General features: G+C 46.1%; 15 protein-coding genes. 12 read left to right on the top strand and 3 right to left on the bottom strand.

Annotation, left to right across the window (positions count from 1 at the left end; genetic code table 11):
- The first annotated feature begins 99 nt into the window (after window positions 1-99).
- Both ViNHUV68_RS16300 and ViNHUV68_RS16305 read left to right on the top strand, forming a co-directional pair.
- Complete coding sequence (locus tag ViNHUV68_RS16300) at window positions 100-732, top strand: LysE family translocator (protein ID WP_038173541.1); 633 nt, start codon at window positions 100-102, stop codon at window positions 730-732.
- A gap of 98 nt (window positions 733-830) precedes the next feature.
- On the top strand, window positions 831-1,250 hold the full coding sequence (locus tag ViNHUV68_RS16305) for a GNAT family N-acetyltransferase (RefSeq protein ID WP_391091601.1): 420 nt from the start codon (window positions 831-833) through the stop codon (window positions 1,248-1,250).
- Window positions 1,251-1,302: 52 nt separating this feature from the next.
- On the opposite strand, the gene ViNHUV68_RS16310 is transcribed toward ViNHUV68_RS16305, so the two are convergent.
- A complete protein-coding gene (locus ViNHUV68_RS16310) occupies window positions 1,303-3,009 on the bottom strand; it encodes a phospho-sugar mutase (RefSeq protein WP_391091603.1) in 1,707 nt (568 codons plus the stop codon).
- A 434-nt stretch (window positions 3,010-3,443) separates the two neighbouring features.
- Between ViNHUV68_RS16310 and coxB the strand changes: the two genes are divergently transcribed.
- From coxB to ViNHUV68_RS16330, 4 genes are read left to right on the top strand one after another with little or no spacing between them, the layout of a single operon-like run.
- On the top strand, window positions 3,444-4,505 hold the full coding sequence (coxB, locus tag ViNHUV68_RS16315) for a cytochrome c oxidase subunit II (RefSeq protein WP_391091854.1): 1,062 nt from the start codon (window positions 3,444-3,446) through the stop codon (window positions 4,503-4,505).
- The gene (ctaD, locus tag ViNHUV68_RS16320; RefSeq protein ID WP_038173546.1) at window positions 4,502-6,160 is read left to right on the top strand and encodes a cytochrome c oxidase subunit I; all 1,659 of its coding nucleotides are present in this window, start codon (window positions 4,502-4,504) and stop codon (window positions 6,158-6,160) included. The genes coxB and ctaD overlap by 4 nt, the downstream gene beginning before the upstream one ends.
- Window positions 6,161-6,170: 10 nt before the next feature.
- Window positions 6,171-6,773 (top strand): cytochrome c oxidase assembly protein, encoded by a 603-nt coding sequence (locus tag ViNHUV68_RS16325; RefSeq protein WP_038173547.1) that lies wholly within the window; start codon window positions 6,171-6,173, stop codon window positions 6,771-6,773.
- Window positions 6,770-7,654 (top strand): cytochrome c oxidase subunit 3, encoded by an 885-nt coding sequence (locus ViNHUV68_RS16330; protein WP_391091605.1) that lies wholly within the window; start codon window positions 6,770-6,772, stop codon window positions 7,652-7,654. The genes ViNHUV68_RS16325 and ViNHUV68_RS16330 overlap by 4 nt, the downstream gene beginning before the upstream one ends.
- 15 nt (window positions 7,655-7,669) lie before the next feature.
- Here the strand turns inward: ViNHUV68_RS16330 and ViNHUV68_RS16335 are convergent, their stop codons facing one another.
- On the bottom strand, window positions 7,670-7,906 hold the full coding sequence (locus ViNHUV68_RS16335) for a DUF2909 family protein (protein WP_038173550.1): 237 nt from the start codon (window positions 7,904-7,906) through the stop codon (window positions 7,670-7,672).
- On the opposite strand from ViNHUV68_RS16335, the gene ViNHUV68_RS16340 reads away from it, so the two are divergent.
- The 6 genes from ViNHUV68_RS16340 (at window position 7,905) to ViNHUV68_RS16365 (ending at window position 13,232) form a co-directional block, all read left to right on the top strand.
- Window positions 7,905-8,645 carry an SURF1 family protein gene (locus ViNHUV68_RS16340; RefSeq protein ID WP_038173593.1) on the top strand — a complete coding sequence of 247 codons (741 nt, stop codon included), beginning with the start codon at window positions 7,905-7,907 and terminating at the stop codon, window positions 8,643-8,645. The genes ViNHUV68_RS16335 and ViNHUV68_RS16340 overlap by 2 nt on opposite strands.
- Complete coding sequence (locus ViNHUV68_RS16345; protein WP_038173551.1) at window positions 8,638-9,186, top strand: hypothetical protein; 549 nt, start codon at window positions 8,638-8,640, stop codon at window positions 9,184-9,186. The genes ViNHUV68_RS16340 and ViNHUV68_RS16345 overlap by 8 nt, the downstream gene beginning before the upstream one ends.
- Window positions 9,187-9,203: 17 nt before the next feature.
- Window positions 9,204-10,238 carry a COX15/CtaA family protein gene (locus tag ViNHUV68_RS16350; RefSeq protein WP_391091608.1) on the top strand — a complete coding sequence of 345 codons (1,035 nt, stop codon included), beginning with the start codon at window positions 9,204-9,206 and terminating at the stop codon, window positions 10,236-10,238.
- Window positions 10,231-11,127, top strand: coding sequence for a heme o synthase (gene cyoE / locus ViNHUV68_RS16355; protein WP_038173553.1), 897 nt, complete (start codon window positions 10,231-10,233; stop codon window positions 11,125-11,127). Before ViNHUV68_RS16350 ends, cyoE begins: the two co-directional genes overlap by 8 nt.
- A 627-nt stretch (window positions 11,128-11,754) precedes the next feature.
- Complete coding sequence (gene aroG, locus ViNHUV68_RS16360; protein WP_038173555.1) at window positions 11,755-12,810, top strand: 3-deoxy-7-phosphoheptulonate synthase AroG; 1,056 nt, start codon at window positions 11,755-11,757, stop codon at window positions 12,808-12,810.
- A gap of 110 nt (window positions 12,811-12,920) precedes the next feature.
- Window positions 12,921-13,232 carry a hypothetical protein gene (locus tag ViNHUV68_RS16365; RefSeq protein ID WP_038173556.1) on the top strand — a complete coding sequence of 104 codons (312 nt, stop codon included), beginning with the start codon at window positions 12,921-12,923 and terminating at the stop codon, window positions 13,230-13,232.
- Window positions 13,233-13,266: 34 nt separating this feature from the next.
- On the opposite strand, the gene ViNHUV68_RS16370 is transcribed toward ViNHUV68_RS16365, so the two are convergent.
- Complete coding sequence (locus ViNHUV68_RS16370; RefSeq protein WP_391091611.1) at window positions 13,267-15,324, bottom strand: alpha-amylase; 2,058 nt, start codon at window positions 15,322-15,324, stop codon at window positions 13,267-13,269.
- Window positions 15,325-15,689 lie beyond the last annotated feature (365 nt).

Raw genomic sequence — 15,689 nt, forward strand, 5'->3', positions numbered from 1 at the left:
TACACTGAATTTTCCGGTAGTGACTGTTGTGATTAAGATGGAAAGTGGCATTTTATTGGTATAAAATCTCGCACTTTATTGTCTAACTAAAATTATAAAATGATTGATATTACTGTGCTGCCGATATATCTAACGGCTGTTGTTGCACTGTTATTGCTACCAGGCCCAGATATGCTGCTTATTGCCAGCTCTAGTATGAGTTACGGCAAAAAGGTGGGAATTTTCGCAAGTTTAGGTAATGCCACCTCGGGAATCATCTTGACGTTGTTGGCCGCTTTGGGCGTTTCTGCTTTGATTGCGATGAGCCCAATTGCGCTCAAAGTTCTTCATTTCCTCGGTGGCGCGTATCTACTTAAAATGGGTTGGGATTGTGTTCGCGCGAGTGCGGCAGATGCCCCCGACTTAGGCGAAGGAAGTAAAGTCGCAACCACTTTTTACCAGCGCGCCTTAGTCAGTAATTTGCTAAATCCAAAAGCCTTAGTGTTTTTTGTGATGTTCTTACCCCAGTTTGTGTCGAGCAATATTAATGCAACCTCGGGCGAGCAAATGCTCGTGTTAGGGTTACTACTGAATGTGTTGGGTTTGCTGTTCAACCTTCTGCTGGTTGCTTTGGTTGGTACTATAGGTAAGCCTTTGCTAGAGAACGCAAATTTCCGTGCTTATCAACACAAATTTATGGGCTTGATATTTGTTGTGTTAGCGATGTGGATGTTAAGCTCATTGGCTAGCTAAGCATGAAGGTCAGCATCAGCTGGCCTTTTTTATATCAGAATTGACTCACGTGACCATATACTCGCGTGGCAATTTACTCATGTGACAAGGTAGTCGTTATGAATGTTCAGTTTGTCTTAAACCCTCCGAAGAATATTAAAGATGTCATTTACACTGGCCTTAAGTCTTTCAATATGAAGCATTTCCCTGACCAAGACGTCCATAGTCTTGCTTGCTATGTCGAAGATGAGCGTGGAGAATTTGTCGGTGGGTTAACGGGTGAGATCTTTACCAATACTTTATTTGTCGAGTTTTTGTGGATAGATGAATCACAGCGCAAATCCGGTGTGGGTTCGCTGTTGATGGCGCGCCTTGAAACGGAAGCGAAAGCATATGGAGTGACCGACTTGTACCTCGATACTTACACTTTTCAGGCCCCTGGCTTTTATGCCAAGTTGGGATTTAAAGAAGTGGGTCGTTACACTGGGTTCCCGACAGCTGGTGTTGATAAGATATTTCTACAAAAGAACATTGTCTAAAGTAAAGGCTCAAACTGGGTTTGAGCCTTTATTGTCTTCGTTAACCAACGCGTTATAACAGGCTGTGTTGATGCTCTGAGATGAGCATTCCCATTGATTCAGACGCCTTTTCTAATACTTGCTCAAAGCTATCTGATTGGGCAAATGCTTCAATAACTTCATAGTAACATTTGATTTTTGGCTCGGTTCCCGAAGGGCGAACAATGACCCGAGCGCCACCTGCTAGGTGGTAGATCAGAACGTCACTCGACGGCAAATCTATACTTTCAGTATCGCCATTGGCAAAGCGTTTGGTTAAAGACTTCAGATCTTCGGTGATTTCGATTGGTTTTCCGGCGATCATCGTTGGTGGTGCTTGGCGAAGCATGTCGCCAATCGGCGCTGCCTTAGGGTCAAGGGCGATACTGCGTTGCGCGTTGAGATACATCCCATGTTGACGATAGAGCGCCTCTAGCTGATCCCAAATGGTTTGCCCGTGGCTTTTTAACTCAGCCGTTAGTTGCGCAAATGCCACCAATGCCGATAAACCATCTTTATCCCACACCTTATTGCCAACGGTGTAGCCAAGGGCTTCTTCATAGGCAAACAGGAACGGTTGCTCATCGCTCTGCTTTTGCATCGCAACATTCGTCAGCCACTTAAAGCCCGTCAAGGTTTGGTAGTACTGAGCGCCATGTGCGGTCGCAATTTTACTCAACAGACTCGAAGAAACGATCGTGTTACCGACTAATTGTTGATTCGATTCGGCTTTCGACAGTAGGTAGTGGCCAAACAATGAACCGACCTGATCCCCCGTCAGCATTTGGTAGTCGCCATCTGACTTTCTAACTGCGACAGCAAATCGGTCTGCATCTGGGTCGTTAGCGCAAGCTATATCGGCATTATGTTGCTTGGCGAGTGCAATCACTTTATCCATTGCCCCCGCTTCCTCAGGGTTGGGGAAGTTGACCGTTGGAAAGTTGCCGTCAGGCTCACGCTGTTCTTTTACACTGTAAACCTTGCTAAATCCCGCGTCGTTTAACAGTGTTTCAGCCATGACCGCGCCAACGCCGTGCATCGCAGTGTATGCAATAGAAACATCCTCGGGTTGATTGTGATTGTTCAACAATGGATTTTCGTTGATTGCTTGGCGATAGGTTTGGTAATAGTCCTCTTTTAACCAGACTAACAGCGCTTGTTTTTGTGCCACATCAAGTGACATTAATGGGATGGCTTTCGTTGCGGCATTATCGATTTTTTCGGCAATCCCTGCATCATGAGGAGGAATGATTTGCGCGCCGTTTTCCCAGTAAACTTTAAATCCATTGTATTCAGGTGGATTGTGGCTGGCGGTCACAACTACCGCAGCGGCAGCGTTAAAATGCTTAACACCAAAGGCGACAATAGGTGTTGCTGCAACGGCGTGAGTGAGGTAAACCTTGATTCCGAGTGCCGTAAGTACACTAGCGGTATCATGAGCAAACTGTTTGGAGTCGTTACGACCATCATAACCAATCACGACACCGCGACTTGCGGCATTGTTGATCTGTTCAATCAAGTAGTGACCAAGACCAGTTGCGGTTTCTTGGATCACTAAGCGGTTCATTCGGTTCGGGCCACAACCGACTTTGCCACGCAGTCCGGCGGTACCAAATTCAAGCCGCTGGCTAAACCGCTCTTCTAACTCAGCAAATGCTTTTGCATCAATAAGGTGCTGAAGTTCTTCTCTTGTATGTGGGTCAGGATCTTTTTCTAACCAACGAGTTACGTTTTCCATCATCTTAATGTACCTGTTTATTTACTTAGGTTTATCCACCACTTAAGTCTATGTGATCTCACCAATTTCGCACGACTTTAATTGATATTGATTATCATTTAGTTGAGCGCAATCGCTAAAACCAATTGACCGCCACGGCCCTGTTATTTTGAGTAGGACTTTCTTGCACAATCTCGAAACGCCAACTAACGTTTATTAACATAAATATAACAATTTACACACTATTTGCGTTTTGACTGCATTTTCTAAAGTCGACGGGTCGCTTGGTACTTTTTTGTCTGCTGAGTAATTCGTTCGGGTAGTTGAACCTTAATCACACGAGATGGCTTCGGCAGAGGAGAGATCGTTTGAAACCATTACACAGTTCAGCCAAGGTGCTGGCGATACTAGCGCTGCTTGTTGTTGCCAACGCTAATGCTGAAGACAACGCTTACAACATGACACAGGGCGTTACAGAGATAAGCGGCCAAGTCTATGATTTGCACATGCTGATCTTTTACATCTGTTGTGCCATTGCACTGGTGGTGTTTGGTGTGATGTTCTACTCGATGTACCACCACCGTAAGTCCAAAGGGGCCGTTGCGGCCAACTTTCATGAAAGTACCAAAGTGGAAGTTATTTGGACGGTTATCCCAATTATCATTTTGATTCTGATGGCGATCCCTGCAACTCAAACCTTAGTTGCAATGGAAGATACCTCACGATCGGATCTGACGATCAAAATTACTGGTTCTCAGTGGAAGTGGCACTACAGTTATTTTGATGAGGATGTGGAATTCTTCAGCTTATTGGCGACCAGTCAAAAATCAATAGAAGGTATCGAAGAGAAAGGCGCCAATTACTTGCTTGAGGTTGATAATCCGCTAGTATTGCCGATAAACCGCAAAGTGCGTTTTCTCCTCACCTCTGATGATGTTATTCACTCATGGTGGGTGCCTGATTTTGCCGTTAAGAAAGATACCATACCTGGCTTTATCAACGAGGCGTGGACTCGTATTGATAAACCGGGTATATACCGCGGTCAGTGTGCTGAGCTATGTGGTCGCGCTCATGGTTTCATGCCGGTGGTAGTTCAGGCGATGGAAGAAGACCAATACGATGCGTGGTTAGTGGCGAAAAAAGCGGAACTCGCTCAAGCGAAGCAAGAAGCCGCCGCATCATTGACAGCGTCGCTCTCTATCGATGAGTTGATGTCAATTGGTGAACAGGTTTATCAAGACCGATGCGCCGTTTGTCACCAAGTCAGTGGGGCAGGTATTCCGGGGGCCTTTCCAGCGATCACTGGCAGTAAAGTGGCGACTGGAGCTGTCAATGAACATATTGATATCGTTGTTAATGGCCGTGCTGGTACTGCAATGCAGGCGTTTGCTAGTCAATTAACCGATAAAGAAATCGCTGCGGTCGTCACCTACCAGCGTAACGGGTTAGGAAATAACGTGGGGGATTCAGTTCAAGCCTCAGATGTAAACCAGTTTAAGGCGTCTAAGGAGGGACTATGAAAACGTCCAAACCTGATTCTGTTGTAGAAGATAAATCTAAGCTCGCTCCCGCAACCGATGCGGAGATCTCGCGGGCAAACAGTTCGGCTGCGGTTGAAGCCGACGATCACCATCATTCACCACAAGGCATCACTCGCTGGCTTTATTCCACCAATCACAAAGACATCGGCACTCTCTACTTGTGGTTCAGTTTTATTATGTTCCTAACTGGTGGGGCAATGGCGATGGTCATCCGCGCCGAACTCTTTCAACCAGGGCTACAACTTGTTGAACCGCATTTTTTCAATCAGATGACGACCGTGCATGGTTTAATCATGGTCTTTGGTGCGGTCATGCCAGCGTTTACAGGCCTTGCGAACTGGATGATCCCGATGATGATTGGTGCGCCAGATATGGCGTTACCACGCATGAATAACCTCAGTTTCTGGATACTCCCTTTCGCTTTTGCCATTTTGCTCGCTTCACTGTTCACCGAAGGTGGCGGCCCAGATTTTGGCTGGACTTTCTACGCACCACTGTCGACGACATACGGCCCCGATAGTACTGCGCTGTTTGTGTTCTCGGTACATATTATGGGCATCAGTTCGATCATGGGTGCAATCAACGTCATTGTCACTATCGTTAATATGCGTGCTCCGGGAATGACGTGGTTCAAAATGCCGCTGTTTGTCTGGACGTGGTTGATTACGGCATTCTTGCTTATTGCGGTAATGCCAGTGCTGGCAGGCGCCGTAACCATGGTACTGACAGATAAGTACTTTGGAACGTCATTCTTTGACGCGGCAGGGGGCGGTGACCCGGTAATGTTCCAGCACATTTTTTGGTTCTTCGGCCACCCTGAAGTCTACATTATGATCTTGCCATCGTTTGGCATCATCTCAGCAATTGTACCGGCCTTCAGTGGTAAGAGACTGTTTGGTTATCACTCGATGGTTTACGCGACGTGTAGTATCGCCTTGTTGTCGTTTTTGGTTTGGGCGCACCATATGTTCACAACAGGGATGCCGGTGTTTGCCGAGCTGTTTTTCATGTACTGCACCATGTTGATTGCGGTGCCGACGGGAGTCAAAGTGTTCAACTGGGTGGCAACCATGTGGCGCGGGGCGATGACGTTTGAAACGCCGATGTTGTTTGCGATTGCGTTTATCATCTTATTCACTATTGGCGGCTTTTCTGGCTTGATGCTGGCGATTGTGCCGGCTGATTTTCAATATCACGATACCTATTTTGTTGTGGCGCACTTCCACTATGTCTTGGTTTCGGGGGCAGTATTCTCGATTATGGCGGCGGCCTATTACTGGCTACCTAAGTGGACTGGACATATGTATGACCACAAACTGAGCTTATGGCACTTCTGGTGCTCGGTCATTTCCGTCAATGTTCTATTCTTTCCGATGCACTTTCTTGGTCTGGCGGGGATGCCACGTCGTATTCCTGACTACGCGATTCAATTTGCAGACGTTAATCAAATTGTTTCAATTGGCGGCTTTGCCTTCGGTTTATCGCAACTGATTTTCTTATGGTTAGTCATCAAGTGTATTCGCGGTGGTGAAAAGGCGCCCGCTAAACCTTGGGAACGTGCTGAAGGGCTAGAGTGGACAGTGCCAAGCCCGGCGCCTCATCATACTTTTGATACGCCACCCAAAATTGACTGAGGGTAACGAGATGAGCGAAGCCACCAACGCTAACCGAAAGCTAACGTTAAAGCTGCTCGCTGCAGTGGTAGCGATGTTTGGTTTTGGTTTCGCGCTTGTACCGCTCTACGACATCATGTGTGATGTGCTGGGCATCAATGGTAAAACCAACAGCGAATCTGTGTTGCAACCACAAGGTATGGTGCCCGATACCTCGCGCAGCATTCGGGTTGAGTTTATGGCCCATAATCATAATAACGTGCCTTGGTCTTTCGCACCCAAACAGATTGCGATGAACGTTCATCCTGGGCAAGTGATCCAAACCGCGTATTTGGCCGAAAATCTTTCGTCACGCGATATTGTCGGTCAGGCGGTACCTTCGGTCTCACCTGGGCTTGGCGCTACATATTTTAATAAAATTGAGTGTTTTTGTTTTAACCAACAACCCTTGTCTGCGGCGGCGAAAACAGAAATGCCTTTGATCTTCTATATTGAACCCGATATTCCTCAGTCGATACATACACTGACCTTGTCATACACCTTATACGATATCAGTGAGAGAACGGCTGCAAATGAGTTAGCGAAAGCATCACAACCAATAAAAAGTGACGCTGTGCAAGGAGCAACGCCATGAGTTCAAAACATCAACCCTATTTTGTACCAGCACAAAGCAGTTGGCCTATCGTTGGCGCGATTGCTCTATTTCTTATCGCGGTGGGCGCAGGCATTACGGTACAGAACATGGCGGAGGGCGGCGATGGCAGTGTGTTCGGTAAGTTGATTTTATTGTCGGGCTTTCTGTTTTTGCTGTACATGTTTGCTGGTTGGTTTAGCAACATCATCACCGAGTCGATGAGTGGTCAATACTCTGCGCAGCTATCGCGTTCTTTTCGACAGGGAATGAGTTGGTTTATCTTCTCTGAGATTATGTTCTTTGGCGCCTTCTTTGGGGCTTTATTTTATGCACGGATGATTTCAGTACCTTGGCTTGGCGGAGCGAGTAATAACGCCATGACTAACGAGGTGATCTGGCCAACCTTTGAAGCCATGTGGCCGCTGATTATTACGCCGGGTGGCGAAACAACCACGGCGATGCCATGGCAAGGTATCCCGTTAATTAACACCATCATCTTACTTACTTCATCGATAACGCTGCACTTGGCGCATACTAGCCTTGAGAAGAATAAACGTATGGCACTGATTGTGTGGTTAGAGGTGACAATCGTATTAGCGTGTTTCTTTTTGTATTACCAAGGCGTTGAATATGCTCATGCTTATCAAGATCTTGGATTGACGCTGCAATCAGGGGTGTACGGCAATACCTTCTTCTTGCTGACGGGATTTCACGGTATGCATGTGTTGTTAGGCACCACGTTCTTAATCATCCTGTTAGCACGCGTTGCCAAAGACCATTTTACGCCAAAGAATCATTTTGCTTTTCAAGCAGGGAGTTGGTACTGGCACTTTGTTGATGTGGTGTGGTTATGCCTATTCGTCTTTGTGTATGTAATTTGATTTAAGCGAGGCCCTTTAGTAAGGGCGACCATGGGGTTCAATAAACCCGCTGAGTAAGGCCGCAATCAGCAATATGATCGCCAAGGCAGAGAGAAACACCCGACGGCCAAGGTAAAAGCTCATTGGTTTGTCATCAGGCTCGGCGTTGTCTTCATCATCGGTGCCTCTAACCATTTCAAACATGGCTCGGCCAAGGTTGATTAGGATGAAAAGCAGTAGCAAGAGCAGTACAAGTTTGAAGATGAATACCATGACGGATTCCTTATTCGGGCAGATTTTAACATTACGTTTTGCTGTGGTTTGCCTATTAACTGTGGTTGCCTTTTCTATATTGATCAAATTAGGTTTATGGCAACTGGCACGCGCTGAAGAAAAAAATGAAATAGAGCAAAGAGTTAGTCAGAGGGAAGAGCAAGATCCAGTTTTGTTAACGTCGCTGTCATCGGATCAACGCACGATACCAACGGGGCTGAAAGTGAAACTGAGCGCAACACCAGTAAAAGATCGTTATCTGCTGCTTGATAATCAACATTATGCCGGTCAGGTCGGTTATTTGGCCTTACAGCTTGTTGAGGCAAAAACAGGACAATGGGTATTAATTGAGCGAGGCTTTGTTGCCGCTCCTAACACAAGAGCGCAACTGCCAACGGTGGAATGGTTAACAGAGCCGATGGATATTATCGGTCGACTTTATCGCAAGTCGCTCAATCCGTTAAGCCAAGATCTGATGATGGAGCAGCGCCAGCCAAGTCGAATTCAAAACCTGAATTTTGCTCAGCTGGGAGCGCAGTGGCAGATAACACTGGAACCTTACGTGGTTCAACCCTTGGCTGCGAACTGGCCCTACCCACAACCTTGGCAACCCGTTTCAATGAACGCGGAGAAACATCTTGGTTACGCCGTGCAATGGTTTTCGATGGCGATAGCCTTGGTCGTGCTGAGTATTTTGCTGTTGATACGAACATTAAAACAAGGAGCGAAAGATGATTAATCCAGTATATCGCGGACGAGTAATTTTTTTGGCTCTTGTGCTGCTATTTGCGCTACCTGCGGTGATTGCGAAAACTATTCTTAGTCAGCATTGGTATCAATCGGGCGTGACCAACAAAGGTGTGCTTATTGAGCCAGCCGCATCGTTTAGTTCCTTAGCGTTAAGTAATCCTTATCAACACAAACAGTGGCAATTGGGCTATGTGATTCCAAATCAATGTGATGATTTTTGCCAACAACAGATTTTCCTACTTGGTCAAAGTCATATCGCGCTTGGCAAATATCAGCAACGGGTTCAGCCAGTATTATTGAAATCACCACACAGTGCGGCGCTCAATATCGAGCTCGATGATTATCCGGTGGTCGAGATTGATGACGGCTTTACCCAGCTTGTCGGTCAATTTGAGTATGTCATTGTTGACCCGTTAGGTCAGTTGGTGATGCGTTACCCTAAAGTTGATTCGTCATCAGAGTTGGTGTCACAAAGCAAAGGGTTGTTGGCAGATTTACGCAAACTGCTCAAGCTATCGCGCGTCGGTTAACAGCAAGGAGTGCTGAGATGAAGTTGATAACTCTAGTCAGATTCAGTTTGATACTCACTTTTATCGTGGTGATGTTAGGGGCTTATACGCGTCTTGCTGACGCTGGTTTAGGATGTCCGGATTGGCCGGGTTGTTATGGCCATCTGACAGTGCCCAATGAGACCCATGAAATTGCCTTAGCGCAGTCGCTGTTTCCGTCGTTAACGGTAGAAGAGGATAAAGCTTGGCTTGAGATGATTCATCGCTATTTTGCTGGAAGCTTAGGTTTGGTGGTGTTTGCCATTAGCGTTATTGCCATCAAAACCCGCCAGTTGCCGTTGTTACTTGCAGGCGCTATCAGTGTGGTGGTGGTTTTCCAAGCGCTACTTGGCATGTGGACCGTAACGATGAAACTGATGCCGATAGTGGTCATGGGACATTTGTTGGGAGGCTTTACTCTGTTTAGTTTGCTGGCTTTTTGTCACTGGCAGCTACGACAAAAAAGTACGCCTAAACAGCCTGTTAAAATGGTGTCGCCTTTGCGAGTGGTTGCCACTATCACGCTAGTTGTGGTGATTGCTCAGATAGCACTAGGAGGATGGACGTCCTCTAATTATGCCGCCTTAATGTGTACCCGTTTACCTATTTGTGAAGGTGACTGGACTGCTTATCTTGATTTTGCTACTGCGTTTGATTTGATTCAGCCTCCGCGAGACAGCTATGAATTCGGCACATTGGATTATGCAGCTCGGATGACCATCCATGTTACGCATAGAATAGGCGCGCTGGTGGTGACGTTGATGGTGTTACTGCTCAGTTATCGGTTGTGGGTGACTCAGCAAGCAAGTTTACGCTCTGTTGCCTTAAGCATGTTAGCCATGTTAGTGATACAGATAAGTTTAGGAATCGGCAATGTTTTGCTCAGCTTACCTCTGATTATCGCCGTCGCACACAATCTCGGCGCCGCGATGCTTTTGCTGACAGTGCTCAAGGCTAATCAGCTTGTGTGGTCATTGGCAGAAGAAACGCAAACCCAGTCATCTTTAATTACCGAGGAGAACGCTCATGAGTAAGACTATCTCGATTAGCTCTGCCAGTGACAATCCCCTATGGAGAAGCTATCTAACATTGATGAAGCCTAAGGTGGTGGCATTGATGTTACTCACAGCCTTGGTTGGCATGTGTTTGGCCGTTCCGGGGACATTACCTGTCCAGCAGACGATATTAGGTTTGATTGGTATTGGCCTGATGGCTGGATCTGCGGCAGCGTTTAATCATCTTATAGATCAAAGGATCGATGCCATCATGGCGCGAACCTATCAACGTCCTCTGCCGCAGGGCAAGCTGCGCTCTAGCCATGTATTTGCCTTTGCAAGTGCCATTGGTGTCGTGGGTTTTGTCATTCTTTACTTTGGCGTCAATGGCCTGACTGCGTGGCTGACGCTGGCTAGTTTGCTTGGCTATGCGGTGGTTTACACCATGTACTTGAAACGCGCAACGCCGCAAAATATTGTTATTGCTGGGATCGCGGGTGCAATGCCACCTCTTTTGGGTTGGACAGCCGTCAGCGGAGAGCTGCATGCCAATGCATGGCTACTGGTGATGATCATTTTTATTTGGACACCACCTCACTTTTGGGCGTTGGCAATCCATCGTAAAGATGACTATGCCAAAGCCGACATTCCGATGCTGCCAGTTACCCATGGCGTCGACTACACCAAAACTTCAATATTGCTCTATACCGTTTTACTCTCTTTAGTTTGTTTATTACCCGCACTGGTTGGAATGGCGGGCACGCTTTACTGGATTGGAGCGACAATTTTGAGTGTTGGTTTTATTGGTCATGCATGGAAGCTTAAGTTTAATGCCGAAGACAATTCTGCTATCGAGACGTTTAAATTTTCAATTTATCATTTGATGTTTTTGTTCTTGTTATTATTGCTCGATCATTACCTGCCGTAGTCACGATAAACGTCTAACCTATCTGGGTGTGAGGGCCTATTTACGTTTGATAGGGATTGATAATGAATCGTTCGATACCATTAAAAAAGGCAATGGGTGCTTCCATTGCCTTTTGTTTTTGTGGTGGTTCAATCCAGTAATTTATTTCTTGGCTTTGAAGCTGTATTTTTGTCCGGCAATAGACGCTTCATACATTAATCCACCTTTACCCATGGTCACAATAGCCATGCCATTATTGTAATTAATCGTGGCTTGTTTGCCTTTGTCGGCGGATGCCCCTGCACCTACAGAACTGCCGGTTGTTCCTAATCATTTAATCGATTTATTAAAGAGAGGTTTGATTTGAACTTTAGCCTCACTTCAAGGAAGTTCTGTGCATTAAATCGGGTTAGGTGGTAGGGGACGTAATTTCTTATCTCAGCAACAATACAACGATGTGTAATTATAAGTTTACACATCGTGTAAAATGTAAAAATAGCAAAAATATTGTCTTTTATTGAAAATAGTGGTTGCAAGCTTGGTTTTTGATAGATAAGTTACAGAGACAGGACCAAGAAAGTGTGAGCATTTTTTCACCATTTTATTTAGGCGAAGCGCTCAGCAAAGAGAAATAGGAAGAAGTAAGCAATGTTCCAGACCGATGATGTACGAATTAATAAAGTAAAAGAATTATTACCACCAGTTGCGGTTTTAGAGAAGTTTCCGGCAACAGAATCAGCTGCTTCTACTACGTTTCGCTCGCGTGAAGCGATTGCAAATATCCTCAAAGATAAAGACGACCGCCTTTTGGTGATTATCGGCCCATGTTCGATTCATGACACTGAAGCGGCGCTTGAGTATGGTAAGCGTCTTAAAGTCTTGCGTGATGAACTGGGTGACCGCCTCGAAGTGGTTATGCGTGTGTACTTCGAAAAGCCACGTACCACGGTGGGCTGGAAAGGCCTGATAAACGACCCTTACTTGAATGACACATTTAAAATTAATGATGGTTTGCGTACAGGGCGTAAGTTACTGCTTGATCTGACCGATATGGGTATGCCGACGGCGAGTGAATTCCTTGATATGATCACACCGCAGTATGTGGCTGATTTGATCAGTTGGGGCGCTATCGGTGCTCGTACTACTGAGTCTCAAGTTCACCGTGAACTGGCTTCTGGTATCTCTTGCCCAGTTGGTTTTAAAAATGGTACGGATGGCAATATCAAGATAGCGTCTGATGCCATTCGTTCAGCGAGTGCATCGCACCACTTCTTGTCGGTGACGAAATTTGGTCATTCCGCCATCATAGAAACGGCAGGTAATCCTGATTGTCACCTTATTTTGCGTGGCGGTAAAGAGCCAAACTACAGTGCTGATCATGTTGGTGCGATTAAGCAACAGCTTGAATCGTCTGGTCTACCACAGAAAGTAATGATTGATTTTAGCCACGCTAACAGTTCGAAACAGTATCAACGTCAGATGGTGGTTGCAGAAGATGTCGCAAACCAAATATCGGGTGGTGAAGCCGCTATTTTCGGGGTGATGATTGAATCTCATCTTGTCGAAGGTCGTCAGGATCTTGTGGATGGTAAGGCGCCAACTTACGGCCAGTCTATTACTGATGCTTGTATCGGTTGGGACGATACTGAGAAAGTTTTACGACAATTGGCAGATGCTGTTGAAGCGCGCCGCAATAACAAATAACGATCAGCTCGTCTATTTTTCACAACAAAAAGCTCCTGCGGGAGCTTTTTTGTTGCAGCAGCTAAACACCTACTTATAATGGGCGAAAATAGAGTATGACGAGCCTGCCCATGAAACTCAATCTGACATTCGCTGCGTTACTGTTGTTTATGACCAGTTCAGGCTATGCGACTGAATATCAGACCGAGTTATTTCTTTACTCGCTGCAAGAGCCCACTCAGGAAGCGCCGCAGGCACTGTTAGAGGAGCCTCAAGTAGCGAGCCCTAAGCATCAAACAACAGTCAATTTAGATTATGACGAGCCGTGTGGCATTAAGTGTGGCGTGAGTAACACAGGTCTGTTTTTGCTGCATATGATTGCCGAGTCGAAAGCGGACCAAGAGTATCGAAACCGCTTAATTAACCCTAATTACGAACCTTAAGATAGGGGCTGAACCAACAGCAGCCCCTATGTCATTAGCGTCCTACATAGGCGATGACAACTTTGTCATCGCCTAGCTGTCTTGAAAATACATACGCGTCTTGGCCCTTGATTTGTTGGTGCGCTCCCCCTCCAATCGCTGGGTGAGCTTGCCTGAACTGGGCTACTTTTTGCCAATGCGCTAACAGTTGTTGTCTTTGCGCATCAAGTTGCCAAATCATGTCAGAGCGAGTCCCTTGGTGGAAGTCGTCCGCATAAGGGCCGAGTTCACGTCCCACTTCATCTCCGTAGTAAATCTGCACAGCACCTGGGCTAAGCAGGAGGGCATTGGCGGCATTTTTCTGCATATCAAAAGAGTTGAAACGATTGAAGAACAGCTCGGTATCATGAGAAGACATGTAGCTCACAGGCGTATAGTCGGGCGTTGATTGAATTGAATCGGCATAGTTTTGGTAAATATCCTGCATATAACTAAAACAGGCCGCACCTTTGTCGAGTTTCTTTTGCATGTCGAAGTTGATTAACGCGTCAAAACCTTGGTCGGCATACGGAGATCGATAGGCCGAGTGACCCCATACTTCTCCCATCATCCAGAATGGTTGACCTTGTGAGCTATTTTTACTGCGCCACTGTTCAAGGTTATCACTGGCCGCCTGCTTAAGTTTTAGCCATACATCACCCTCAACGTGTTTGACAGTATCAACTCGAAAACCATCAATTCCAAAGCGTTTTACCCAGTCTGCTTGCCATTCAATCAGATAGTCTGCGACGGTATAGTTACTGCGCGTTTTTACTCGGGTATCAGGATTGTCGAGTAACCATTGAGGTGGCGTTACGTGTTGATCAGACTCGGTTTGAAAGTCAGGCAGGCCAGCTAGGTTCATTGTCGTGTCGCTGCTACCTGGTTGCGGGTAGTTAGGCAAACCGGCGCGAACCCAATCAGGTCCCCACCAGTTGACCCAATTTTTGCTTTGATAGTCAATGACCTTGTTAAAACTGTGCCAGTTTTCGCCTGGTTTTGGTGTCCACTGTGACCATTGCTGCGGCATTTCTTGTCTATTCACCACTTGCAGGTTATCCATCTGAAGATCGGCAAGTGTCGCGTAGCCAGCGTGGTTGAGCACCGCATCTAGGAGTATTTTTATCCCGCGCTTGTGCGCCTCTGTCACTAAAGTGCGTAAGTCTTGTTCATCACCAAAGTTTTGGTCAATTTTGGTAAAGTCGCGCGTCCAGTAGCCATGGTAGGAATAAAACGGGAAGCTACCACTTTCACCACCGCCGACAAAACCATGAACCTGTTCAACGATCGGTGACAACCAAATAGCATCAGTGCCTAGGCTCTGGATGTAATCGAGTTTAGCGATCACACCTTTTAGATCGCCACCATGAAAGGTGCCCACTTGTTGTTGGTGATCTTTTTGTCTGCCATAGCTTAAATCATTGCTAGTATCGCCATTGTTGAAACGATCAACCATGACAAAGTAAATGTTGGCGTTGTGATAAGTGAATTCGGGCTTATTTTGACCTGAAATGACAGGTTCCAACAACACCAGACCACCACTCTCTTTTGCAGGCAATACCACAACTTGATCGTTATGCACCGTGACGACCTGACCGCTTAATGCATCTTTAAGCTGCTGTCCTTCGTTGAATGAGCCACCTAAATGAAGGGTCACTTCGCCACCCGAATAGGTTTCACATTGTACGTTAGGGATCGGGCGTACAAAGGTTTGTTTACTCTCTTTAGCTTCTCGCGCCACAGTAAGGGTATTGCTTTGCTGATCAAAAGCGAATGAGTAATCACCTTTAAAGCGAATGTTGACAGAAAATTGTGTCTCTTTACCGCAATTCAGTGCCAGAGGCCGACGAAATTTGACTTTTTGCTCGCTGATATCGTCACATTTCCCCTCAATGCCTGAAAGCGTTATTTGATACATCGCTTTGCTCAGTGGCAAAACGATAGGTTTACCGCTCTGAAGAGGAAAGTCGCGGCTAGTGGTCGTGGTGGAAATGGTCAAGTTTGGGCTGGCCAACGCTGTGGCGCTACAAGCTGTTGCGAGCAGGGCTAGCGAAAAAGTCGAGATGTTCTTCACGTTACGTCCTTGATGTCGTTGTTTTTATACTCGCCTACCTTACCTAACTCGTTTTTTCACCACATCATTCTAGACTTCTACGCCTTAGAATCTGACGCATTTCACACTCTGCCAACGAAAGGATGAGAGAGCGAAGAAAGGCGACTTGTAAGGCATAGCCACAGCAAAAATGAGGTTAATGAGTTCTCACTTTTGAGAATGTAACGCATATATTTTCTTAATATTTCGGGGTGGATCAGTTGCCAAGCCCTTATCTGCTTGGTTGATTAGTACATTAGCCTATTCTTAATAATATTATCATCATTATTAGGGGCTGCTTTTGTGAACAACGTCTGCTACTTTTGGCCGATAAAATAAAAATGAAA

Source organism: Vibrio sp. NH-UV-68, assembly GCF_042940635.1.
GTDB lineage: Bacteria > Pseudomonadota > Gammaproteobacteria > Enterobacterales > Vibrionaceae > Vibrio > Vibrio pacinii.